Raw genomic sequence first — 21,903 nt, forward strand, 5'->3', positions numbered from 1 at the left:
CAGTTCGCGCATTTATATCCGTATTCGGGCAGCCGCTGGCGGCGGATGTCAGGAGCGAGAGAGGATGACGCCCATGAGTGCCTTCGACGTGATCGCCGTCCGGAAACAGTTCCCCGCGCTCGACGAGGGCGCCGCGCACTTCGACGGGCCGGGTGGTTCGCAGACCCCGCAGCCGGTCGCCGACGCGGTCGCGAAGACCCTCACCGCGGCGCTCGCGAACCGCGGCCGGCTGACCGCCGCCGAGCGCCGCGCGGACGGGATCGTGGCCGGCGCCCGCGCGGCGATGGCCGACCTGCTCGGGACCGCCGCGAACGGGATCGTCTTCGGTCGCAGCATGACCCAGCTGACGTACGACTTCTCCCGCACGCTCGCGAAGACCTGGACCGCCGGCGACGAGGTGATCGTCACCCGCCTCGACCACGACGCGAACGTCCGTCCGTGGGTGCAGGCCGCCGAGGCCGCGGGTGCGACCATCAAGTGGCTCGGGTTCGACCCGGAGACCTCGGAGCTCGACGACATCGCCCCGCTGCTCACCGACCGTACCCGGCTCGTTGCGGTCACCGCCGCCTCCAACCTGCTCGGCACCCGCCCGGACACGCAGCGGATCGCCGACCAGGTGCACGCGGCCGGCGCGCTCATCTACGTCGACGGCGTACACCTGACCGCGCACGCCCCGATCGACGCGCGGTACGCCGATTTCTACGTCTGCTCGCCATACAAGTTCTTCGGACCGCACCTCGGCGTACTGACCGCGGCGCCCGAGCTGCTGGAGACGTTGACGCCGGACAAGCTGCTGCCGTCGACGGACGCCGTACCGGAGCGGTTCGAGTTCGGGACGTTGCCGTACGAGTTGCTCGCCGGTACGACGGCCGCGGTCGACTTCATCGCCGGACTCGGCGGCTCCGGCAGCACCCGCCGCGAGCGGCTCGCCGACTCGCTCCGCCTGGTCGAGGAGCACGAGGACGCGCTCCGCGACGATCTGGAGGCCCGGCTCGCGGCGATCCCCGGCGTCACCCTGTACGGCCACGCCGCGCACCGCACGCCCACGCTGCTCTTTACGGTCGACGGCCACGCCCCGGCGGAGGTCGCCGGGCACCTCGCGGCGGCCGGCGTCAACGCTCCGGCGGGCTCGTTCTACGCCTACGAGCCGGCCAAGCTGCTCGGCCTCGGCCCGGAAGGTGCGGTCCGCGCCGGCCTCGCGCCGTACAACGACCAGTCCGACGTCGACCGCCTGATCACCGCCTTGACCACTCTCGGAGCCACTAACTAAAGTCTCTGGGGAAATTAATCCGCCCGAGGGAGTCAGGTGAACGAGCCGAGCGCTGTTTTCGTCCAGACGGACCCCTCGGACGGATTGGTGGCGCCGTCGCGCGCCGGTGCCGAGGTCCGGTGGAACGACGGAGCCGTCGAGGTCACGGCCGAGCGGATCTCCCGGGTGGCGCTCCGCTGGTCGGAGAAGCTCCCGGCCGACGCGCTGATCCTCGGTGACGCCTGGGAGCGGTCGTACGGCGACCTGCAGTGGCGGCACCAGCAACCCGAGCGGCTGCTGCCCTGGTACTTCCTCGTCCACTCGGGCGCAGGCACCTTCGGCCTCGGCGTCGACGTACAGCCGAACGCCTTCTGCGCCTGGACGGTCGACGGTGACGGGTTCACGTTGTGGCTCGATCTGCGCAACGGCGGCGGGCCTGTTCACCTGGGCGGCCGTACGCTGACAGCAGCGGTCGTGCGACGATTCGAGGACGCCGGTACACCCTGGCAGACCCTGAACGCAGCGGTCGCCTCCATGAGCACCCGGCTACCGGCGCGACCTGAGCCCGCGCCGGTGGCCGGGCCTGTCGTCGGCGCCAACAACTGGTACTACGCGTACGGCGAGAACTTCGACGAGAAGGCGGTCCTCAAGGACGCGTCGACGATCGTCGAGCTCGCCGACGGGCACCCGGTCAAGCCGTTCAGCGTCGTCGACGACGGCTGGTACCCGGGCAGCGTCTGCTCCGGCGGACCCTGGGACCGCGGTACGCCGGGCGTCTTCGACGACATGGCCGGTACGGCGGCCGCGATCAAGGAGATCGGTGCCCGCCCGGGCCTGTGGTTCCGCCCGCTCTTCGTCCGCGAGCCGAGCGCGTACGCGTCCAAGGGCCCACACGACAAGCCGGGTCGCGCCCTCGACCCCACCCGCCCCCAGGTCGTCGACGGCCTACGCGCGGATCTCCACCGCTTTCAGTCCTGGGGTTTCGAACTCGTGAAGCACGACTTCAGCACCTTCGACATCTTCGGCAATTTCGGTCCCGCGATGGGCTCGAGCCTGACAAGTGACGGCTGGCAGTTCCACGACCCGGCCCGGACCACCGCGGAGATCGTCCTCGACTTCTACCGCGAGGTCCGTACCGCCGCCGACGACCTGGTGGTGATCGGCTGCAACACGGTCGGCCACCTCGCCGCCGGGCTCGTCGACGTGCAGCGGATCGGCGACGACACCTCCGGCCGGGACTGGGAGCGGACCCGGATGATGGGCGTGAACACGCTCGCGTTCCGGCTGCCGCAGCACAACCGGTTCTTCACCGTCGACGCCGACTGCGTCCCGTGTACGCCGCAGACGCCGTGGGAGCTGAATGCGCGCTACCTCGACCTGATCGCGCGCTCCGGTACGGCGCTGTTCCTGTCGATCGACCCGGCCGCCCGGACCGCGGAGATCGACCAGGCGCTGCGGGACGGCGTACGGCTCGCGCTCGACGGCGGTACGCCGGGCGGCATCGAGCCGGCGGACTGGCTGACGAACACCACGCCTCGCGCGTGGCGGACCGGCGACGCGACGGTCGAGTACGACTGGCTGCAGCCGTGGGGTGCGGAGCCGAATGGCTAGACGGGGGACGAACCTGGATCGCGTCGGCGGGTTCAACGACGCCGTCGTCCTGGACGCGATCCGCCGCAGCGAGCAACTCAGCCGGGTCGAGCTGGCCGAGGCCACCGGCCTGTCCGGGCAGGCGATCTCGAACATCGCCCGCCGGCTGCTCGACGCCGGCCTGGTCCGCGAAGCCGGCGTACTGCGCGGCGCCGGGCTCGGCAAGCCGCGGACCCTGCTCGAACTCGAACCCGCGGGCCGGTACGCCGTCGGCGTCCACCTTGACCCGTCCGTCGTCACCGTCGTCCTGCTCGACCTGACCGGTGAGGTGGTCGCGCGCCGGCCGGTCGACCAGTACGCCGACGACCCGGACCTGCTGATCGACGGGATCGCGAAGACGATCGAGGAAGTGATCGCCGCCTCCGGCGCGCCACGCGACCGGGTGACCGGCGTCGGCATCGCCGCGCCCGGGCCGATCGACGTCGAACGCGGCGTGGTCGTGGACCCGCCGAACCTGTCGGCCTGGCACCTGGTGCCGCTGTGCGACCAGCTGCACGAGCGGACCGGTCTGCCGGTCGTCCTGGACAAGGACGTGACCGCCGCCGCGGCCGCGGAGAAGTGGGCCGGGCAGGGCGGCAGCTTCGTGTTCTTCTACCTCGGGACCGGCGTCGGCGCCGGGCTGGTGATCGGCGACGAGGTCGTGCGCGGGTCGTCCAGCAACGTCGGCGAGATCGGGCACGTGATCGTCGACCCCGACGGCCCGGTCTGCTACTGCGGGCGGCGCGGGTGCGTCGGTGAGGCCAGCCAGCCGCGGTACCTCGTACAGCAGGCGGTGCGGGCCGGGGTACTTGCCGGCAGCATCGACCTCGACGACCGGCCGGCCGTCGAGGAGTCGTTCGCCCGGCTGTGCACCCTGGCCGCGGACGGAGCTGCCGAGGCGCGGGAGATCGTCCTACAGTTGGCCGTCCGGATCGCGAAGGTGGTCGAGGACGTCGCGAACCTGCTCGACCTGGACCGCGTCGTGTTCGGCGGTCCGCACTGGGAACACCTCGCTCCGGTCCTGAACGACGCCGTCCGCACGGCGCTGGACGGCCGGTTCCTGCTGCAGGCGGTGCACCCGTTCGAGGTCACCGGAACCGCGCTCGGCACCGATGTCGGCGCGATCGGCGCCGCGAGCCTGGTCCTCGACCGGACCTTCTCGCCCAACCCCGCTCTCGTTGGTGAAAGGTAGATGTGTTGATGATCGACCCCGAGGTTCTCGCCCGCGCCACGGACGCTGTTCGGGCGGCCGCCGGTGACGAGGTGATCGCGGAGATGTTCCGGCGGTCGATGGCCGAGAACCTGCCCGCGGTCGCCGAGCGGTTGCCGGACGGGACGACGTTCGTGCTGACCGGCGACATCCCGGCGATGTGGCTGCGCGACTCCGCCGCCCAGCTCCGGCCGTACCTGCTGCTGTGCAAGGACGATCCGGGCCTGCAGGACATCCTGATCGGCGTCCTGCACCGGCAGCTGGAGTACGTCGTCCTCGACCCGTACGCGAACGCCTTCAACCAGGCGGCGAACGGCGCCGGGCACGTCACCGACGAGACCGAGATGTCGGCGTGGGTGTGGGAACGCAAGTACGAGATCGACTCGCTGTGCTTCCCGCTCGAGCTGGCGTACCGGCTGTGGCGGATCACCGGCCGCGCCGACGTGATCGACAACCGGTTCCGGGCCGCGGCGGAGGCCGTCGTCGACCTGTGGACCGTGGAGCAGGACCACGAGGCGCGCTCGTCGTACCACTTCCAGCGGCACGACGAGCGGCCGGAGGACACGCTGGTCCGGGAGGGCCGCGGGCGGCTGACCCGGCCGACCGGGATGTCGTGGAGCGCGTTCCGGCCGAGCGACGACGCGACCGAGCTGGGCTTCAACGTGCCCGGCAACATGTTCGCGTCGGTGGTGCTCGGATACCTGCAGGAGATCGCCACCGAGGTACTGCGGGACGAGCCGCTGGCCGATCGCGCGAAGGCGCTGAAGGCCGAGATCGACGACGGCATCACGCAGTACGGGACCGTCGACCACCCGGTGCACGGCCGGGTGTTCGCGTACGAGGTGGACGGGCTGGGCGAGGCGCTGCTGATGGACGACGCCAACATGCCGAGCCTGCTGTCGATCCCGCTGACCGGGTACGCCGCCCCGGACGACCCGACGTACCTCGCGACCCGGTCGCTGCTGCTCAGCCCGGACAACCCGTATTACTACAGCGGTACGGCGGCCGCCGGGATCGGCAGCCCGCACACGCCGCCGCGGTACATCTGGCACATCGCGCTGGCCGTCCAGGGCATCTCGAGTACGTCGGCCGACGAGCGGCAGCGGCTGCTCGAACTGCTCCGCGACACCACCGGCGGCACCGGGCAGATGCACGAGGGCTTCGACGTCGACGACCCGCGGAAGTTCACCCGCGAGTGGTTCTCCTGGGCGAACGCGATGTTCTGCGAGCTCGCGCTGGTGCACGCAGGGATCAGGTGACGTCCCGGCGCCGCACAGTCCAGGCCGCCAGGGCCGTGAAGACCGCGCAGTAGGCGATCAAGGTCAGTAGGGCCCGTCCGCCGCCGACCGCGTCCCGTACTCCGGGTGGCGCGTCGGCGGCGGCCATCCCGGTGACGCTGAACACGAGCGAGCCGGCGTTCGTCCCGGGCAGCAGGTTGGCGAGCCACTTGAGGCCCGGCAGCAGGCTGCTCACCACTCCGGCCAGCAGGGTCTCGATGCCGAGGATCCACACCACACCGAGACCGATGGGCAGCGCAACGTTGCGGAAGGCAACGGCCAGGACGGCGCCGGCCAGGCACCACATCATCAGCACCAGCCAGCCACCCGCCAGGCCCTTGACCAGGCCGACGACGCCCGGCCAGTTCATCGCACCGTTCTCCGCGGCCGCGATGCCGACGCTGCACAGGGCGCAGGCGGCGAAGATCCCCAGCACCCAGAGCGCGATCATGGTGCCGAGGGCAAGGAACTGCGCGGCCAGGACCGTCAGCCGCCGCGGGCGCTGGGTGAGCACGGTCTTCAGCGTTCCCCAGGTGTACTCGCCGCCGATCACGATCGCGCCGAGCACCAGCGCGAGCGCCCCGGCGAAGATCGGGTAGCCGCCGATTGTGTTGTCGACGACGCGCGCCGGCAGCATCCCGCGCAGTACCTCGGCCCGCGGTACTCCCGTCGTACTCGGAGTGTTGTCGCCGGTCGTGTAGGCCAGGTACGGCAGCAGGTAGCCGAAGATCAGGCTGAGTACGAGTCCGGCGCCGAACAGCACCCAGACGGCGGATCGCTTGCGGAGCTTGAGGAGTTCCGCGCGGTAGCTACCTGGCATCGGCTTTCTCCTCGGTCGTGAGTTCGAAGAAGATGTCTTCCAGCGCGCGTTCGGTGGTGTGCAGTTCGGAGACCTCGACACCGGCCTCGACCAAGGCCCGGTTCACCTCGGCAGCGCGCTGCGGATCGACCTGCAGCCGCAGCGTGTCGTCGTACCGATGGACCGTTCCGAAGGTCGCCAGCAGCGTCTTCGCCTGGTCTTCGGGGGTCGCGCGGACGACGAGTTCCTGTTCGCCGCGGAGCTCGTCGACGTTGTGCTCGGCAACCATCCGGCCGGCGTTGATGATGCCGACCCGGTCGCAGATCTGCTGCACCTCGCCGAGCAGGTGGCTGGACAGCAGCACGGTCCGGCCGCCGGAGCCGAGCTCGCGGATCAGCCGCCGCATGTCGCGCATCCCGGCCGGGTCGAGCCCGTTCGTCGGCTCGTCGAGGATCACCAGCTCCGGGTCCTTCAGCAGCGCGGCGGCGACACCGAGGCGCTGCTTCATCCCCAGCGAGTACGTCGAGAACCGGTCCTTCGCGCGGTCGGCCAGGCCGACGAGTTCGAGGACCTCGTCGATGCGCTCCCGCTCGGTGCCGGCGTACTCCGCGAGCAGCCGCAGGTTGTCGAGGCCGGACAGGTACGGGTAGAACGCGGGCGACTCGATCATCGACCCGGTCCGTCCCAGTACGTCGGCCTCACCCGGGCGGCCGCCCAGCACGCGGACACTGCCGCTCGTCGGCGCGATCAGCCCGGTGAGGATCCGCAACGTGGTCGTCTTCCCCGCCCCGTTCGGCCCGAGGAACCCGTACACCTCACCCGGCAACACCGTCAGATCGACACCGTCAACCGCGAGGGTGTCGCCGTACCTCTTCGTCAGCCCACTGACCTCAACCAGCGCATCCATACTTCAAGGGTGTCCGTCGGGGCCCGTCCAGCGCGTCCTCTCGGGGGAGTGACGCGGCCTACCACCCGCGGAGTACTCAGGTACTCGGATTCGACGCCAGCGGTTGCACACTCCCCGCCCTGAGTGCGTCCGCCACATGCCCGACCCCCGCCCGAATCACCTGACCGTAACCATCCTCGGGCAGTTCGGGGAGACGCTCACGTGCTGCTTCGAGATGCTCGTTCGCCAGCTCAGGTTGGGCCAGCCGCCGGTAGTCATCCGCCAGGTTCAGGTGCAGCGACGGCAGCCAACCGTCATCCTGTACGCACTCGAGCGCCCGAAGATCCCACTCGAGCTCAGCGTTCACGTCGTCCTGCAGATCAGCCAGATAATGGGCGATCGCGCAGCGTTCCTGGCTGTCGGTGGAGTTGTCCCACAGGTCGGTGAGTCGGTGGCGGGCGGTTTCCCGGTCGCCGGTGCGGCCGAGTTCGACGGCTGCGATGATCTGTTCCATGCGGGGGAGCCTGCGGGTTCGAGCAGGTGGAAGGTCAACCCAGCCAGCCCGGGCGGACCAGGCCGGTCTGGTAGGCGACGACGACGAGTTGGGCGCGGTCGCGGACGCCGAGTTTGATCATCGCGCGGCTGACGTGGGTCTTCGCGGTCGCGGGGCTCAGCACCAGCCGCTCGGCGATCTCGTCGTTCGACAGGCCCTCGCCGACCAGCGCGACGATCTCCTTCTCGCGTTCGGTGAGTACGTCGAGTTCCTTGCTCGCGTGCGGTTGCCGGCTGCGCGACGCGAACTCCGCCACCAGCCGCCGCGTCACACCGGGCGACAGCAGCGCGTCCCCGCGCGCGACCACCCGGACCGCCTGCAGCAGCTCGACCGGCTCGGTGTCCTTCACCAGGAACCCGCTCGCCCCGACCCGCAACGCCTCGAAAACGTACTCGTCCAGGTCGAACGTCGTCAGGATCACCACGTGGACTTCGGCCAGCTCCGGGTCCGCGCCGATCCGCCGGGTCGCCTCCAGCCCGTCCGTACCCGGCATCCGGATGTCCATCAGCACCACGTCCGGCTGCTCCCGCCGCGCGACCACGACGGCCTCCGCGCCGTCCGCGACCTCGCCGACCACCGTGATGTCGTCCTCGGCGTTCAGCAACGACCGGAACCCGGCCCGCACCAACGCCTGATCGTCCGCCAGCAGCACCCGAATCATGAGTCGGAGCTTATGCGAGCCCCGCGTCATGGGCGAGCAGCGCGACCTGGGTGCGGTTGCCGAGTTCGAGCTTGGTGAGGATGTGCGAGATGTGCGCCTTCACGGTCGCGAGGCTCATGAACAGCTCGGTCGCGATCTGCGCGTTCGCCTTGCCCTGGGCGACCGCGAGCATCACGTCGTACTCCCGCGGCGACAGCCGTTCCAGCTTCTGCTGCGCGATCGTGTGCGCGTCGGCCTGGGTCGCCGCGCGGTCCATCAGCCTCCGGGTGATCGCGGGGGAGAGGATCGGGTCCCCGGCCGCGACCCGGCGTACCGCCTCCACGATCTGGGCCGGCGGCGTGTCCTTCAGCAGGAACCCGCTGGCGCCGGCGCGGAGCGCGTGCAGCACGTTCTCGTCGGTGTCGAAGGTGGTGAGTACGACGACGTCCGGCGGGTTCGGCCGCGCCCGCAGCCGCCGGGTCGCGACGATCCCGTCCACCCGCGGCATCCGCAGGTCCATCAGCACGATGTCCGGGAAGTGCGCGTCGACCGCGGCCGGTACCTCGTCACCGTCCGCGGCCTGGCCGACGACCGAGATCCCGTTCGCGCCGTCGAGCATCATCTCCAGGCTGGCCCTGACCAACGCGTCGTCGTCCACCACCAGTACCCGGATCATGAGGGCCACGGTAGCGAGGCCTCGAGGCGGAACGCGCCACCGGGCTCCCTGCCGTGGTCGAGCGTGCCGCCCGCGAGCTGCACGCGTTCGGTCAGCCCGACCAGACCGGTCCCGCTGCCGGGCATCAACGGCGTACCGTTCGACGCCGGGTTGGTCAGCTCGATCCGCAGCCCGTCGCCCGGATGGCCGGTGACCAGCACGGTCACCGGATACCCGGCGGCGTGCTTGCGGGCGTTCGTCAGCCCTTCCTGGACGATCCGGTACGCCGTCCTCCCGGTTGCCGGCGGCAACGACGTGGAGTCCGCGATCCGGTCGTCGTACGCGATCGTGCTGCCCGCCGCCCGCGACTCGTCGACCAGCGCCCGGAGATCCCCGAACGTCGGCTGCGGGCGTCCCTCGTACACGTCCTCGTCCCGCAGTACGTTGATCACCTCGCGGAGCTCGTCCAGCGCCTGGTGGACGCCCGTACGGATCACACCGGCCGCCTTCGCGAGCTTCTCCGGCGAGGAGTCCGGCCGGTACTCGAGGGCACCGGCGTACGTCGCCAGCAGCGACAGGCGATGCGCCAGTACGTCGTGCATCTCGCGGGCCATCTTCGTCCGCTCCAAGGACCGCGCTTCCGCGACCCGGCGACCTTGTTCGGCCTCGGCGCGGAGGGCGCGGTCGCGCAACGAGGCGAGCAGTTGCTGGCGTGCCTGGGTGCCTTGACCCCAGCCGAGCAGGCCCGCGTGGACGACGAAGACGAGGATCGCGTACCAGAAGTACGGAAGGCCTTCGATCGGTTGCCAGAGGCCCTGAACGAGGTGGCTCACCGTGCCGATCGCGGCGACCATGACCGACGTACGGAGGGGCTGGCGCAGGGCGACGTTCAACGTGCCGACGGTGGACGGCGGGGTCGCGGCGGGGGAGAAGGCGGCGAGTACGGCAACCGCGATCGCGCCGGGCACCGGCCGGCGGAACACCAACGGCATCAGGCCCACCGAGGCGATCCCGATCACGATGTCCAGCGGCAGGAACCTCCGGTGCCCCGCGTCCGGCAACCGCCCGACAATCGTCAGCCCCACCAGCACCGCAACCGCCCCGACCGCCACCACCTCGACATACCTCGGCGGCTTCCGCGGCGCGCACAACTCATCCATCCCCCAACCGTAGGCGCCCCCTCCCATCCCCACCACCAACCAAAGTAGAACCCTCCCAGCCACCCGGCCGATGCCACACCCCCACCCCAAACACCACCCTGTACCCCATCACCCCGCCACCCAAGGAGCCCCAATGCCAACCCCCACCAACCCCACCCCGAGCACCACCCACCCCACACCCAGCACCACCCACCCCACACCCAGCACCACCCACCCCACGCCCAGCGCCACCCACCCCACGCCCAGCGCCACCCACCGCGGCCCCGAGCAACCGTCGGGTGGGACAGCGCCTGCTGTTCCTTCACCAGTTCTGGGAGAGCGGAGCGGTGTGAGAGGTAGAAGATTCGGAGTAGTTGGTATTGCAGCAGTTGCCGCACTGGCCGACTGGATCCTGCTCGCCCCAGTAGCCGGCCTCACCCTCACCGCCCGCCAAGGCGGCATCCAACACATCGGCGCCGCGGCCGTGGTCATCTCAACGATCGTCGTCAGCCTCCTCGGCTGGGCCTTGCTCGCGCTCCTCGAACGCCGCACCCCACGCGCCCGCACCACCTGGACCGTGATCGCGACCATCGTCTGCCTCACCTCCCTCGGCAGCCCGCTCACCAACGGCATCGGCCTCGGCGCGAAGCTCGGCCTCGCCTCACTCCACCTGGTCGTCGGCGCGATCGTCATCCTCGGCCTCCGCCGCACCGCCGCCGAACCCTGCTAGCTGCGCCGCCCGGTAGAACCCCCGGATATGCGCGGCCACCAACTCGGCCGCGCGCTCCGCCGCACCGCCCCGCACCGCCGCCAGGATCGCCCGATGTTCGGCCCGCAACCCGACCACGGTCGCCTCCCAGTCCGGCAGATTCGGCACCGCGGCCAGCACATACCCGTGAATGGCCGACCGCAACGACGCCATCACCGCCGCGATCAGCACGTTCCCCGCCAACCCCGACAACGCGACGTGGAACTCCGCGTCGAGCAGATGGAACTCCTCCGGCGACAACCCGCCGTCGTCCATCCGGTCCAGCAGCTCCTCGGCAACCTTCAGCTCACCCGCCCCGAGCTCCCGCCCGGCCGCCTCCCGCGCCGCCCACGACTCCAGCAGCAGCCGCGTCTCCACCACATCGCCCATCGGCAGATGATTGGTTGCCAGGTGCAACCGCAGTACGGCGGTCAGCGGCGACACCGGCTCCGCCACGATCACCGTGCCCGCCTCCGGCCCGGACCCGGTCGCGGTCCGCACCACGCCCATCGCCTCCAGCACCCGGACCGCCTCGCGCACCGACGGCCGGCTGATGCCGAGCTGCTCCGCGAGCGCCCGCTCCCCGGGCAACCGCCCCCCGACCCGCAACCGGCCCGCGGCCAGGTCGGCCTCCACCCGGTGTAGGACCAGCTCGTAGTTCTTCATGTGGACGACTCTATCTGTGTGGTCGGACCACAGGGTAGGGTGTGGTCCGACCACAGATTCAGCCGGGAGTTGTGATGACCGATCGCCAGATGCCCAAATGGTCCGAGCTGAAGCCGCTGCTGCGGCCGAAGCCGATCACGGTGAACTCGACCGACCGGCGCCTGGAGAAGGCGCTGACGATCGCGGACCTGCGCGCGATCGCGAAGCGCCGTACGCCACGTTCGGTGTTCGACTACACCGACGGCGCCGCCGAGGCGGAGATCAGCCTGCGCCGGGCCCGCCGGCTGTTCGCCGAGATGGAGCTGCAGCCGTCGATCCTGCGGGACGTGTCCGACATCGACCTCGGTACGTCGATCCTCGGCAAGCGCTCCGAGCTGCCGTTCGCGTTCGCGCCGACCGGGTTCACCCGGATGATGAACCACGAGGGCGAGAGCGCGGTCGTCAAGGTCGCCCAGGACGTCGGCATCCCGTACGCGCTGTCCACGATGGGTACGACGTCGATCGAGGACGTCGCGGCCGCCGCGCCGGAGGCCCGCAAGTGGTTCCAGCTGTACGTGTGGAAGGACCGCGACGCGGGCGAGGACCTGGTGAAGCGGTCGGCCGCCGCCGGGTTCGAGGCGCTGATGCTGACCGTCGACGTACCGGTGGCCGGCGCCCGGCTGCGGGACGTCCGGAACGGGTTCACCATCCCGCCGTCGCTGACCGCGAAGACGGTGCTGGACGCGTCGATGCACCCGGCCTGGTGGGCGAACCTGCTGACCACCCGGCCGCTCACCTTCGCCTCGCTGTCGTCCTGGGACGGCACCGTCGCGGAGCTGCTGGACAAGCTGTTCGACCCGACGATGACGATCGACGACTTCAACTGGCTGCGGTCGATCTGGGACGGGCCGCTGATCGTCAAGGGCATCCAGACGGTCGAGGACGCCCGCCGGGTCGTCGACGCGGGCGCGGACGCCGTCGTCCTGTCGAACCACGGCGGTCGCCAGCTGGACCGGGCGCCGACACCGTTGCGGATCCTCCCGGACGTCCGGAAGGCGATCGGCAGCGACGCAGAGATCTACCTGGACACCGGCATCATGTCCGGCGCGGACGTGGTCGCGGCGATCGCGCTCGGCGCGGACGCGTGCCTGGTGGGTCGCGCGTACCTGTACGGCCTGATGGCCGGCGGTCAGCGCGGAGTCGCCCGGGCCGCGGAGATCCTGACCAAGGAGGTCCGCCGCACGATGGCGCTACTGGGCGTCTCGAGCGTCGCCGACCTCAACCCCTCCCACGTCAAGCTGCCTTAGTAACGGCAGCCTCAGTGCGAACACCGCGCCGTGTCCGAGCGCGGTGTGGACCGTGAGGTCGCCGCCGTGCGCGCGGGCGATGGACCGTGCGATCGCGAGGCCGAGACCGGAGCCGGCGCCCGCCGAGTGCTTGCGGGCCCGGTCGGCCCGGTAGAACCGGTCGAACACCCGCCCGGCCTGCTCGTCCGTCATGCCCGGGCCTTCGTCCTCGACCGTCAGTACGGCCTGGTCCCCGACCGTGCCGACCTTGATGCGGACTGCCGTACCGGGCGGAGTGTGGGCGATCGCGTTGCCGACCAGGTTGGTCACGACCTGCCGGAGCCGGTCCTCGTCACCGTTCACCGGCGCCGGACCGGGGGCGAAGCGGGTCTCCGGCCCGGTCAGCATGACCTCCCGGGTCGGGTCGAGCGCACGCAGGTCGTGCCGGGCGTCGTTGGCGATCGTCCGGAGGTCCATCGGCGCGCGCTCGAGCTGCGCGGCGGGTTCCTCGTCCAGCTGGGCGAGCAGCAGTAGGTCCTCGGTGAGACCCGTGAGCCGGGTGGCTTCGCGGTCGATCCGGCTCATCGCCTCCGCGGCGTCGGACCCGCCCATCCGGTACAGCTCGGTGGAGCCCTTGATGCCGACCAACGGCGTACGCAACTCGTGGCTGACGTCGGCGAGGAACGTCCGCATCCGGGTCTCGGCCCGGTCCCGCTCCGCGAACGCGTGCTCGAGCTGGCCGAGCATCGTGTTCAGCGACGTCCCGAGGTGGCCGATCTCGGTGCTGGGCGCGGCGAGTCCCGGCACCCGTTCGGTCAGGTCGCCGGCCGCGATCGCGGCGGCGGTGTGCTCGATCCGGCGTAACGGCCGAAGTCCGCGGCCGAGCGCCCACCAGCCGACGCCGGTGAGCAGCACGAGCAACCCGGCCCCGCCGATCAGGCTGCTGGTGCGGAGCTGGGCGATCGTCGCATCGGCCGCGGTCAGCGGGGCGGTCGCGAGCACCGTCCCGCTCCAGCCCGACGCAGGCCGTGCGACAGCGCGCCACCGGCCCGAACCGTCGGCAGCCTGCAGTACGACGGCCGATCCGTCGGTCGGCACCGACCGGAGCGCGTCGTCGGAAGGGAAGGATGTCGCGGCGAGCCGGGACGAGCGCAACGTACCGACGACCGCGCCGCCGCCGTCGAGATAGGCGAGGTACGGCGCGCCGATCAGGTCCAGCGCCGGATCCAGGAGCTGCGGCCGGGCGGGCTGTCCGCGGTCCGGGCCGTTCGGCGCGACCTCCGCGATGATCTGGGTGAACGACCGGAGCTGGCTGTCCAGCCGATCCAGCTGGTACCGCTCCAGCTGGTTCGACACGACCGCGCTGATCAGGCTGAGCCCGGCGAGCAGCAGACCCGCCGTGAGCAGCAGCAGTCTGGATCGCAGCGACAGTCTCACGATCTCGGCTCGCGCATCACGTAGCCCATGCCGTGCACGGTGTGGATGAGCTTCGGCTCCTGATCGTCGACCTTGCGCCGCAGGTACGAGATGTAGGTGTCGACGATGCTCGTGTCGCCGTTGAAGTCGTACCGCCAGACGCGCTCCAGGATCTGCGCCTTGGACACCACCCGGCCTGCGTTCTCCATCAGGTAGTGCAGCAGCCGGAACTCGGTGGGGGACACCCGCAGCGCCGTACCGTCCCGCGTCACTTGGTGGCCCTCGGCATCCAGTGCGAGCGCACCGACGGTCAGTACGTCGTTCGGCCGGCCGGTCGTACGCCGCAGTACGGCGCGGATCCGGGCGATCAGCTCCTCCAGGTCGAACGGCTTCGTCACGTAGTCGTCCGCGCCAAGCGACAGGCCCTGGACCTTGTCGGCCTTTCCGTCGCGGGCGGTCAGGAACAGTACCGGGATCGGACGCAGGCGGCGTACCACCTCGAAGCCGTCCATGTCGGGCAGCATCACGTCGAGCAGCACGAGGTCCGGCGGCTCCTCGGCCGCGGCGGCGACCGCCTCGGAAGCGGTCGCCGCCGACGTCACCTCGAAGCCGGCGAAGCGCAGCGTCGCGGACAGCAGCTCACGCACCGTCGCCTCGTCGTCCACCACGAGTAGCCGAGTCATGATCGCCAGAATACGGAGCCGGTCAGACGTCGCGCCGACGGAAGACCACGAACGCGGCCGCGAGTACGGCGGTCACGCCGATCCAGAGGCCGCCGAGGTTGAGCCACGGATGCGGGAAGTCCGGGTCCGGCACCGTACCGAAGATCGCCGCTGCTCCGAGCGTCGGCCAGAAGTCGAAGACCCCTTGCATCCACGACGGGAACAGCCCGGCCAACGCCGGCACCAGGAACACGATCCCGACCAGTACGGCGAGTGCGCCCGCGGTGGCGCGCAGGATCGTTCCGAGACCTACTGCCAGCAGAGCGGTCGCCGACAGGTACAGCCCGCCGCCCACGATCGCTTTCAAGACACCCGGATCGCCTAGGTGGGCGTACGGCACGTGCTGTCCGACCAGAAGGGCCTGGCCGATGAAGAACGAGGCGAACATGAGCACCTGGCCCGCTACGGCTGCGACCGCGGTCGCAGTGACTGCCTTCGCGGCCAGCAGCCGACTGCGGCGGGGAGCGGCGGCGAGCGTCGTCTGCATCAGCCCGGTCGCGAACTCCGACGTCATCACGAGGATGCCGAGCACGCCGACGATCAGTTGGGCAACGATGAACGTCTTGAGGCTGTGCGCGGTCGGGTCCCAGGCGGCGCGGTCCGCGGCGCTCCCCGTCCAGTAGTCCTCGCCCGCCTTGCTCGTCGACAGCACTGTGATGCCGACGCCTAGCACCATCAGGCAGCCGATCGTGTACCAGGTGGAGCGCAGGCTGCGCAGCTTGATCCACTCGGCCTGCAGCGCGTTCATACGGTCGCCCCCTGGTATTCGATGCTGTCTTTGGTCAGCTCCATGAACGCCTCCTCCAGCGAGGCCCGCTGCGGTGTCAGCTCGGACAACGGCACCCCGTGGTACGCCGCGAGCTTGCCGATCTCGTTGCTGGACAGGCCGGACACGACCAGCGCACTCTCCAGCCCGTCGCGGACCGTGCCGCCCGCGGCTGTCAGGTGGTGCGCGAAACCGCCGGGATCCGCCGTACGGACAAGCACCGTGCCGTCGCCGCTCGCATGCATCAGCTCGGCCATGCCCATGTCCGCGATCAGCCGGCCGCGCCCGATCACCACCAGGTGGTCGGCGGTCTGCGCCATCTCGCTCATCAGATGGCTCGACACCAGTACCGCCCGGCCCTCGGCTGCCAGTGAGCGCATGAAGTCCCGGATCCACCGGATCCCTTCGGGGTCGAGCCCGTTCACGGGTTCGTCGAAGATCAGTACCCGCGGATCACCGAGCAGCGTCGCGGCGATCCCGAGCCGCTGCCGCATCCCGAGCGAGAACCCGCCGGCCCGCTTCCGCGCGACCCCTTCCAGCCCGGTCCGGGCGAGCACCTCGTCGACCCGCCGCCGCGGCAGACCGTTGCTCACGGCAAGCGCCAGAAGATGGTCGTACGCCGTCCGCGCCCCGTGCACCGCCCCCGCGTCGAGCAACGCCCCCACCTCGGTCAACGGCACCGGCAGGTCCCGGTACCGCCGCCCACCGATCGTCACCGCCCCGGCGGTCGGCGCCGCCAGCCCGATGATCATCTTCATCGTGGTGGACTTCCCGGCCCCGTTCGGCCCCAGGAACCCCGTCACCTGCCCCGGTTCGACGGTGAACGAAAGATCGTCCACCACCACCTCGGAGCCGTACCGCTTGGTCAGTCCCCGCACCTCGATCGTCGTCATGCCCGCAGCCTGACGCCCCGATCTGGGCACCCCCGGGGAGAATCTGGGAGAACTCTGTGAATCCGCCGCGGCGGACCCTTCGGCGGCCGCCGCCGTTCACAGGAATTCGTCAGAGCGGACGGGCGACGACGAAGGCGACGCCCCACAGCTTGCCGACCATTCGATTCACGTGCCAGAGACAGTCGAGCAGCATGATGCGGTAGTTCTCTTCGCCGTACCGGTCGATGTAACGCTGCGGGCGGCGCAGCAGCCGGGACGCGTGCAGCAGCCGGCGCCCGGCCGCGCCGCCGTGCTCTTCGCCCGCCTCGCCCCACTCGCCGGCGTAGTCCACGCGCCGGCGCACCTCGAGTCCGGCTCCGGCCGCCGCGGATTCCACGTCGGCCGGCCGCATACTGCGCGCCGTACCGAAACCCATGTCCTGGCTCGCGAACCACTCCGCCTCGGCATCGCTCATCGCCGGACCGGTGAGCACCTGGTAGACGACTCCGACCGCACCGGGGCGCATAACCCGCCGGAACTCACCCATCGCCACGTCGAGTTCGGTGAACGTCAAGGCTTCCTTGCACCACAGCAGGTCCACGGACCCGTCGGGCAACGGGATCTCCTCGGCGCGGCCGACGTACAACCGCACCGCGTCCTGAAGACCCTCGGCGGCGACTCGTTCCGCGGCCTTCTGGATGCTGCCGCTGCGCGGATCGACGCCGTGGACCTGTAGGCCGAAGCGCTGGGCGAGCCGGACCGTGTCGCGTCCGCTGCCGCACCCGACATCGACGGCGACACCACCGGCGGGCGGTTCGACCGTGGCGACCAGGTCGAGGAGCGACCCGGGACCGCGGGGCGCGAGACTCTCGTCGAGGTACTGCCCGAACTCCTCCTCGATCCGGTCGAAGTCGCCGCCGGGAGCTGCCGACGCGGTGCGGAAGATCCGGGCGACCTCGTCGTACTGGGCTGCCGGCTCGGTGTCTGCCATCGTCGGAGCTTATAGCGGCAGGTTGGCGATGATCCGGAGGCCGCCGGCGGGGGTGCGGTTGGCGGTCAGGGTGCCGCCGAGGGCGGTGGCGCGTTCGCGCATGCCGGAGATGCCGTTGCCTTCCTTCGGCTGGGCGGCCAGCGACTCGCCGTTGTCGTCGACCTGTACGACGAGCGCCTGCTCGCCGTACTGGATCCGGACCGTCGCGGACGTCGCCCGCGCGTGCCGTACGACGTTGGTCAGCGACTCCTGGATGATCCGGAACGCGGCGCGGTCCAGGCCGCTCGGCAGCGGGCGGGGGTCGCCGTGGATGATCTTGTGCACCTCGAGCCCGGCACGCGCCGTACGGCTGACCAGGTGGTCGAGATGGTCGAGACCCGCGATGGGCTGACGTGGCGCGGACTCGCCGGACTGCCGCAGTACGCCGACGATCGACCGCAGTTCGACCAGGGCCTCCTTGCTGGCGTCCTTGATCGCGGACAGCGCCGGGGCGGCCCGCTCGGGCTGACGGTCGACCAGGTGCAGGGCGGTCGCGGCCTGCACGTTGATGAGCGAGATGTGGTGTGCGACGACGTCGTGGAGTTCCTGCGCGATCCGCAGCCGTTCCTCGCCGGCGCGGCGCAGTTCCTCCTCCTTACGGGTCCGCGCGGCCGCTGACACGCGGTCGCGGTGCGCACGGAACAGTTCGGCGAGGAACCCGAGGACGCAGAAGCAGGCGCCGACGAGCAGCACCTGGTAGATGCCGTCCTGGGTGAGCCCGAGGATGATCCGGCCGCCCACGTGGCCGACGTACAGCGAGATCAGCCCGGCCCAGCCGGCCACTCGGTGGCCCAGGCGGATCGTGGTGAAGACCGCGATCACGAACGGGATCACGACCGGGCCCCACGGGTACTCGCGGAGCATGTAGGCGAGCGTGGCGCCGACGATCACCCACAGCACCGGCACGGGCCGGGTGTTCCGCCAGAACAGCGAGAGCGCGGCGATCAGCAGCAGGACGACCATGAGCGCGTCCGGATGGTGCCGGTCGGTCTGGCCGCGGGCGGCGCCGAACGTCCCGATCACCGTGAACACGGCCAGCCCGATCGGCAGCGTGTAGCGGCGGATCCGTGCCCCGAGGTCGGGGACGTCGAGAAGTTCGGTCACACTAAGGAACCGTAGACGGCCGCCGGGGCGGGTGTCATCGGCGCCACGGAGTACTTCGCGCTGCGCCTGCCGAAGTAGTTCAGTACTTGACCTTGTAGATCTTTTCTTCGTACGCAGCGCCGTAATACTCCTCCAGCTCTGCCAAGTCGGCGTCCTGACGCTCCAGCGCCTTCGAGATCCGCGGTCGGCTCGGCATCGCCTCCGGCTCCCAGGTCTCCGGCTTCCAGAGCTGCGAGCGCAGGAACGCCTTCGAACAGTGGTGGAAGACCTGCTCGATCTCGACCAACAGCGCCAGCTGCGGCCGGTTGCCCTTGACGACCATCTCGTCGAAGAACGGCGCCTCCTTGACGATCCGCGCCCGCCCGTTGATCCGCAGCGTGTCACCGCGGCCGGGGATGAAGTAGATCAGCCCGACATGCGGGTTGGAGAGGATGTTCGTGAAGCCGTCCACGCGCCGGTTCCCGGCCCGCTCGGGGATGGCGATCGTCGTGCTGTCGAGGACCTTGGTGAACCCGGCGGGGTCGCCCTTGGGGGAGACGTCGCACTCGCCCTGTGCGTCGGAGGTGGCGATCAGGACGAACGGCGAGGCGGCCAGCCATTGCCGATCCAGCTCGTGCAGCTCCATGCGTTCCTTGCCGGCAGCCGCGGCGAGCGGCGGTGGGACGACCTCACGGAGCTCGTCGTACGTCGTGATCTCGACCAGTCCGGGAATCTCCATCAGGCGGCGTTCTCCTCTACCAGCGACGGCGTGGCGTCCTCGTTGACGGCCCTCGTCCGCGCAGCCCATCGTACGGCGGGACCAGTTGCGCAACTGGTCCCCAGGAACAGGGCACCGACCACGATCCAGCCGATCGGACCCCACCCGAGGATCACCGTGGTGAGCAGCGCCGGGCCGAGCATCCGGGCGATCGCGGGACCGGTGCCGAAGAACCCCTGGTACTGCCCCTGCTTGTCCGCCGGGGCGAGGCCGAAGCTGATCTCCCAGGCGCCGGAGGCGAGCTTCATCTCGCCGACGGTGAGCAGTGCGGCGGCCGCCACGAGTACGGCGGCGGTCGTCGCCGGGCCGAGGCCGGCCGCGGTGGTCGCGAACACGGCGCAGGCGGCGAGCATCGCGATCCCGGCGTACCGGACCGAACGGGCGGCCGTGCTCAGATCCCTTACTGCCTTGGCGATCCGCACCTGGAAGAACGCGACGCCGAGGGTGTTCACGATCATCAGCGATGCGACGGCCCAGCTGGGAGCGTGCGTCCGGGTGACGATCCAGAGCGGGCCGACCAGGCTGATCAGCGGCATGAACAACAGCATCACCGCGTTGAGCAGCGCGAGAACGGCGTACGGACGGTCCTGCAGTACCGCGAGCCGGGGCTCACCCTTGGTCCGGATCGACGTGGGGATCGACGGCACCCGGCGGATCAGCGCCGCCGCGACCAGGAAACTCAGCGCGTCGATGGCGAACACGATCAGGTACGCCGCTGTCGTGTCGAAGCGGAGCGCTACGCCGCCGAGGAGCGCGCCGACCGCCAGCCCGGCGTTCACCGTGGACTGCAGGAACGCGCGGATCCTGGTCCGTTCTTCCGGCTGTACGAGCCCGGCCAGCAAGGCCTGTCGCGCCGCGGTGAGGCCGGTCTGGCTGCAGGCGTAGAGGATCGCGGCGACCAGGAACCCCGCGAAGCTCCTGACGACCAGGAACGAGGCGACGGCGGTCGCGGTACTGAGCGCGAGCAGGACGGCGGTACCGCGGGCTCCGCGCCGGTCGGCGAGGCTGCCGAGCGGTACGCCGGCCAGGAATCCGGCCAGCCAGGCGATCGTCAGGCCAAGACCGACCTCCGCGGTGGAGAGCCCGACCACGCGGGTGAAGAACAACGCCGAGGTGACGACGAACGCGCCGTCGCCGACCGAGTTGGCCAGTTGCGCCATCGCGAGGTCCCGGGGCGCTCCGGCCGGGGGAAGAAGTCTGCTGCTCATGACCATGAGCCTAGGCTCGGTGCGGCCCAATCTGCAGGTCCATTGCCGGGGTCAGTCGATGGGCCACTTTGGTCTGTGGATAACCCGGATCGGGGGTCCGGAACGCGGCATCTTTTCTGGCATGAGCTTCGAACAGCTGCCTTCCACCTGGCCCGACCAACCACTCACCGATCCCGCGCTGGCCGCCAACGTCGTCGACCTGATGGTCAGCTTCGGCGACCGCGCCCGCGGCACCCTCGCCGTCCTCCTCTGTGGAGCCGACGCCCTCTTCCGATCCACCGTGATCATCGAGCTCCCAGCATCCGGCCCGACGCCGGCCGAGCTCTGCGAAACCGCGCTCGGCCCCATCATCGAAGCCGTCCGCACCGCCCCCGGCACCGCCATCGTCCTCGCCCTGGGCCGCTCCGGCTCCGGCAGTCCGACCGACGCCGACGACCAGTGGGCCACCGCCGCCAGGGACACCTGCACAACCGCCGGCATCCGCCTCCTCGGCTTCTACATAGCCACCAGAGACGGCGTCTACGAGCCACCCATCCCAGCCCTCACCTGACGCCTCTGGGCCGGAACTGGATGCTGATCCGCGGCCCGACATGCCCTGCCGCCTTGGGAATCGCATGCTCCCACGTGCGCTGACACGAACCACCCATGACGATCAGATCCCCGTGACCAAGCGGATACCGCACTGTCGACCCGACCGCCTGCCCACTCCCCGGCCGAGGCCGCAACGCCAGCACCCGCGGCTCCCCAACCGAAAGGATCGCCACCATCGTGTCCTCGCGATCACCCCTCCCGATCCGATCCCCGTGCCAGGCAACGCTGTCCTTCCCGTCCCGGTAGAAACAAAGCCCCGCCGTCCGGAACGGCTCACCCAACTCGTCCGCGTAGTACGCACTCAACGCATCCCGAGCCTCATCCAGCACACCCAACGGAAGCGGCACGTCCTCCCCGTAAAAGCACAACAACCGAGGCACATCAACCACCCGGTCGTACATCTGCCGCCGCTCCGCCTGCCAAGGCACCTCACCGGCCAACCGCCCATAAACCTCATCGGCCCCACCAAGCCACCCCGGCAACACGTCAACCCAGGCCCCAAGCCCCAACTCGGTCCGCCTGATGTCACCCAACGCCCCAAGCGCAGGCTCCCCAACCGCACCGAACAAGGACCCCTGAAGATCAGCTCCCATACCCCCACCATACCGGAGGATCGAACATATGTTCCCTTAGACTTCCGTTGCGTCCGCTGTGTGTAGCCGCCGTCGATTACCCGGAGTGTCGTCGACGCGGACCTCGGGCTGGCGGCGGTCAGTCCGCA

General features: G+C 70.3%; 23 protein-coding genes. 7 read left to right on the top strand and 16 right to left on the bottom strand.

Translation table 11 applies throughout. The features are described 5' to 3' along the window. Positions 1–73: 73 nt before the first annotated feature. The 4 genes from ACQHIV_RS06515 to ACQHIV_RS06530 are packed head-to-tail and all read left to right on the top strand — an operon-like array spanning position 74 to position 5,347. Positions 74–1,270 (top strand): cysteine desulfurase-like protein, encoded by a 1,197-nt coding sequence (locus tag ACQHIV_RS06515; RefSeq protein ID WP_427892541.1) that lies wholly within the window; start codon positions 74–76, stop codon positions 1,268–1,270. A gap of 36 nt (positions 1,271–1,306) precedes the next feature. Next, on the top strand, positions 1,307–2,860 hold the full coding sequence (locus ACQHIV_RS06520) for a hypothetical protein (RefSeq protein ID WP_427892542.1): 1,554 nt from the start codon (positions 1,307–1,309) through the stop codon (positions 2,858–2,860). Further along, positions 2,853–4,070, top strand: a complete 1,218-nt coding sequence (locus ACQHIV_RS06525; RefSeq protein ID WP_427892543.1) for an ROK family transcriptional regulator — start codon at positions 2,853–2,855, stop codon at positions 4,068–4,070. Before ACQHIV_RS06520 ends, ACQHIV_RS06525 begins: the two co-directional genes overlap by 8 nt. Positions 4,071–4,078: 8 nt before the next feature. After that, the gene (locus tag ACQHIV_RS06530; RefSeq protein ID WP_427892544.1) at positions 4,079–5,347 is read left to right on the top strand and encodes a glycoside hydrolase family 125 protein; all 1,269 of its coding nucleotides are present in this window, start codon (positions 4,079–4,081) and stop codon (positions 5,345–5,347) included. Here the strand turns inward: ACQHIV_RS06530 and ACQHIV_RS06535 are convergent. The 6 genes from ACQHIV_RS06535 to ACQHIV_RS06560 all read right to left on the bottom strand — a co-directional run bounded on the left by ACQHIV_RS06535 (position 5,340) and on the right by ACQHIV_RS06560 (position 10,058). Then, positions 5,340–6,185 carry an ABC transporter permease gene (locus tag ACQHIV_RS06535; RefSeq protein WP_427892545.1) on the bottom strand — a complete coding sequence of 282 codons (846 nt, stop codon included), beginning with the start codon at positions 6,183–6,185 and terminating at the stop codon, positions 5,340–5,342. The two genes, ACQHIV_RS06530 and ACQHIV_RS06535, sit on opposite strands and share 8 nt — an antisense overlap. Beyond that, positions 6,175–7,071, bottom strand: coding sequence for an ABC transporter ATP-binding protein (locus ACQHIV_RS06540; protein ID WP_427892546.1), 897 nt, complete (start codon positions 7,069–7,071; stop codon positions 6,175–6,177). Before ACQHIV_RS06540 ends, ACQHIV_RS06535 begins: the two co-directional genes overlap by 11 nt. 76 nt (positions 7,072–7,147) lie before the next feature. Next, complete coding sequence (locus tag ACQHIV_RS06545) at positions 7,148–7,564, bottom strand: hypothetical protein (RefSeq protein ID WP_427892547.1); 417 nt, start codon at positions 7,562–7,564, stop codon at positions 7,148–7,150. 34 nt (positions 7,565–7,598) lie between these two features. Then, complete coding sequence (locus tag ACQHIV_RS06550; RefSeq protein WP_427892548.1) at positions 7,599–8,264, bottom strand: response regulator; 666 nt, start codon at positions 8,262–8,264, stop codon at positions 7,599–7,601. A gap of 10 nt (positions 8,265–8,274) precedes the next feature. Next, a complete protein-coding gene (locus ACQHIV_RS06555) occupies positions 8,275–8,919 on the bottom strand; it encodes a response regulator transcription factor (RefSeq protein ID WP_325036283.1) in 645 nt (214 codons plus the stop codon). Continuing rightward, a complete protein-coding gene (locus tag ACQHIV_RS06560; protein WP_427892549.1) occupies positions 8,916–10,058 on the bottom strand; it encodes a sensor histidine kinase in 1,143 nt (380 codons plus the stop codon). Before ACQHIV_RS06560 ends, ACQHIV_RS06555 begins: the two co-directional genes overlap by 4 nt. 328 nt (positions 10,059–10,386) lie before the next feature. Between ACQHIV_RS06560 and ACQHIV_RS06565 the strand changes: the two genes are divergently transcribed. Next, entirely contained in the window at positions 10,387–10,767 is a 381-nt protein-coding gene (locus tag ACQHIV_RS06565) for a DUF6069 family protein (protein WP_427892550.1), read from the top strand. Here ACQHIV_RS06565 and ACQHIV_RS06570 read toward each other — a convergent pair. Then, on the bottom strand, positions 10,699–11,451 hold the full coding sequence (locus tag ACQHIV_RS06570) for a FadR/GntR family transcriptional regulator (protein ID WP_427892551.1): 753 nt from the start codon (positions 11,449–11,451) through the stop codon (positions 10,699–10,701). The two genes, ACQHIV_RS06565 and ACQHIV_RS06570, sit on opposite strands and share 69 nt — an antisense overlap. 74 nt (positions 11,452–11,525) lie before the next feature. Here ACQHIV_RS06570 and ACQHIV_RS06575 point away from each other — a divergent pair, with 74 nt between their 5' ends. Then, positions 11,526–12,737, top strand: a complete 1,212-nt coding sequence (locus ACQHIV_RS06575) for an alpha-hydroxy acid oxidase (RefSeq protein ID WP_427892552.1) — start codon at positions 11,526–11,528, stop codon at positions 12,735–12,737. Here ACQHIV_RS06575 and ACQHIV_RS06580 read toward each other — a convergent pair. The 8 genes from ACQHIV_RS06580 to ACQHIV_RS06615 form a co-directional block, all read right to left on the bottom strand. Next, positions 12,681–14,153, bottom strand: a complete 1,473-nt coding sequence (locus ACQHIV_RS06580) for a sensor histidine kinase (protein ID WP_427892553.1) — start codon at positions 14,151–14,153, stop codon at positions 12,681–12,683. The genes ACQHIV_RS06575 and ACQHIV_RS06580 overlap by 57 nt on opposite strands. Next, the gene (locus ACQHIV_RS06585; RefSeq protein WP_427892554.1) at positions 14,150–14,815 is read right to left on the bottom strand and encodes a response regulator transcription factor; all 666 of its coding nucleotides are present in this window, start codon (positions 14,813–14,815) and stop codon (positions 14,150–14,152) included. Before ACQHIV_RS06585 ends, ACQHIV_RS06580 begins: the two co-directional genes overlap by 4 nt. A gap of 22 nt (positions 14,816–14,837) precedes the next feature. Then, positions 14,838–15,602: an ABC transporter permease gene (locus ACQHIV_RS06590; protein ID WP_427892555.1), complete on the bottom strand. Its 765-nt coding sequence runs from the start codon at positions 15,600–15,602 to the stop codon at positions 14,838–14,840. Next, positions 15,599–16,513, bottom strand: a complete 915-nt coding sequence (locus ACQHIV_RS06595) for an ABC transporter ATP-binding protein (RefSeq protein WP_427892556.1) — start codon at positions 16,511–16,513, stop codon at positions 15,599–15,601. Before ACQHIV_RS06595 ends, ACQHIV_RS06590 begins: the two co-directional genes overlap by 4 nt. A gap of 109 nt (positions 16,514–16,622) precedes the next feature. Further along, positions 16,623–17,483, bottom strand: coding sequence for a methyltransferase domain-containing protein (locus ACQHIV_RS06600; RefSeq protein WP_427892557.1), 861 nt, complete (start codon positions 17,481–17,483; stop codon positions 16,623–16,625). Between the two features lie 9 nt (positions 17,484–17,492). Next, positions 17,493–18,626 (bottom strand): sensor histidine kinase, encoded by a 1,134-nt coding sequence (locus ACQHIV_RS06605; RefSeq protein WP_427892558.1) that lies wholly within the window; start codon positions 18,624–18,626, stop codon positions 17,493–17,495. Positions 18,627–18,705: 79 nt separating this feature from the next. Further along, on the bottom strand, positions 18,706–19,344 hold the full coding sequence (locus ACQHIV_RS06610) for a pyridoxamine 5'-phosphate oxidase family protein (RefSeq protein WP_427892559.1): 639 nt from the start codon (positions 19,342–19,344) through the stop codon (positions 18,706–18,708). After that, positions 19,344–20,591, bottom strand: a complete 1,248-nt coding sequence (locus ACQHIV_RS06615) for an MFS transporter (protein WP_427892560.1) — start codon at positions 20,589–20,591, stop codon at positions 19,344–19,346. The genes ACQHIV_RS06610 and ACQHIV_RS06615 overlap by 1 nt, the downstream gene beginning before the upstream one ends. 121 nt (positions 20,592–20,712) lie before the next feature. Here ACQHIV_RS06615 and ACQHIV_RS06620 point away from each other — a divergent pair, with 121 nt between their 5' ends. After that, positions 20,713–21,141, top strand: a complete 429-nt coding sequence (locus ACQHIV_RS06620) for a hypothetical protein (RefSeq protein WP_427892561.1) — start codon at positions 20,713–20,715, stop codon at positions 21,139–21,141. Here the strand turns inward: ACQHIV_RS06620 and ACQHIV_RS06625 are convergent. Then, positions 21,134–21,775, bottom strand: coding sequence for an alpha-ketoglutarate-dependent dioxygenase AlkB (locus ACQHIV_RS06625; protein WP_427892562.1), 642 nt, complete (start codon positions 21,773–21,775; stop codon positions 21,134–21,136). The genes ACQHIV_RS06620 and ACQHIV_RS06625 overlap by 8 nt on opposite strands. Positions 21,776–21,903: the final 128 nt, after the last annotated feature.

This window comes from Kribbella polygonati, assembly GCF_050320105.1.
GTDB lineage: Bacteria > Actinomycetota > Actinomycetes > Propionibacteriales > Kribbellaceae > Kribbella.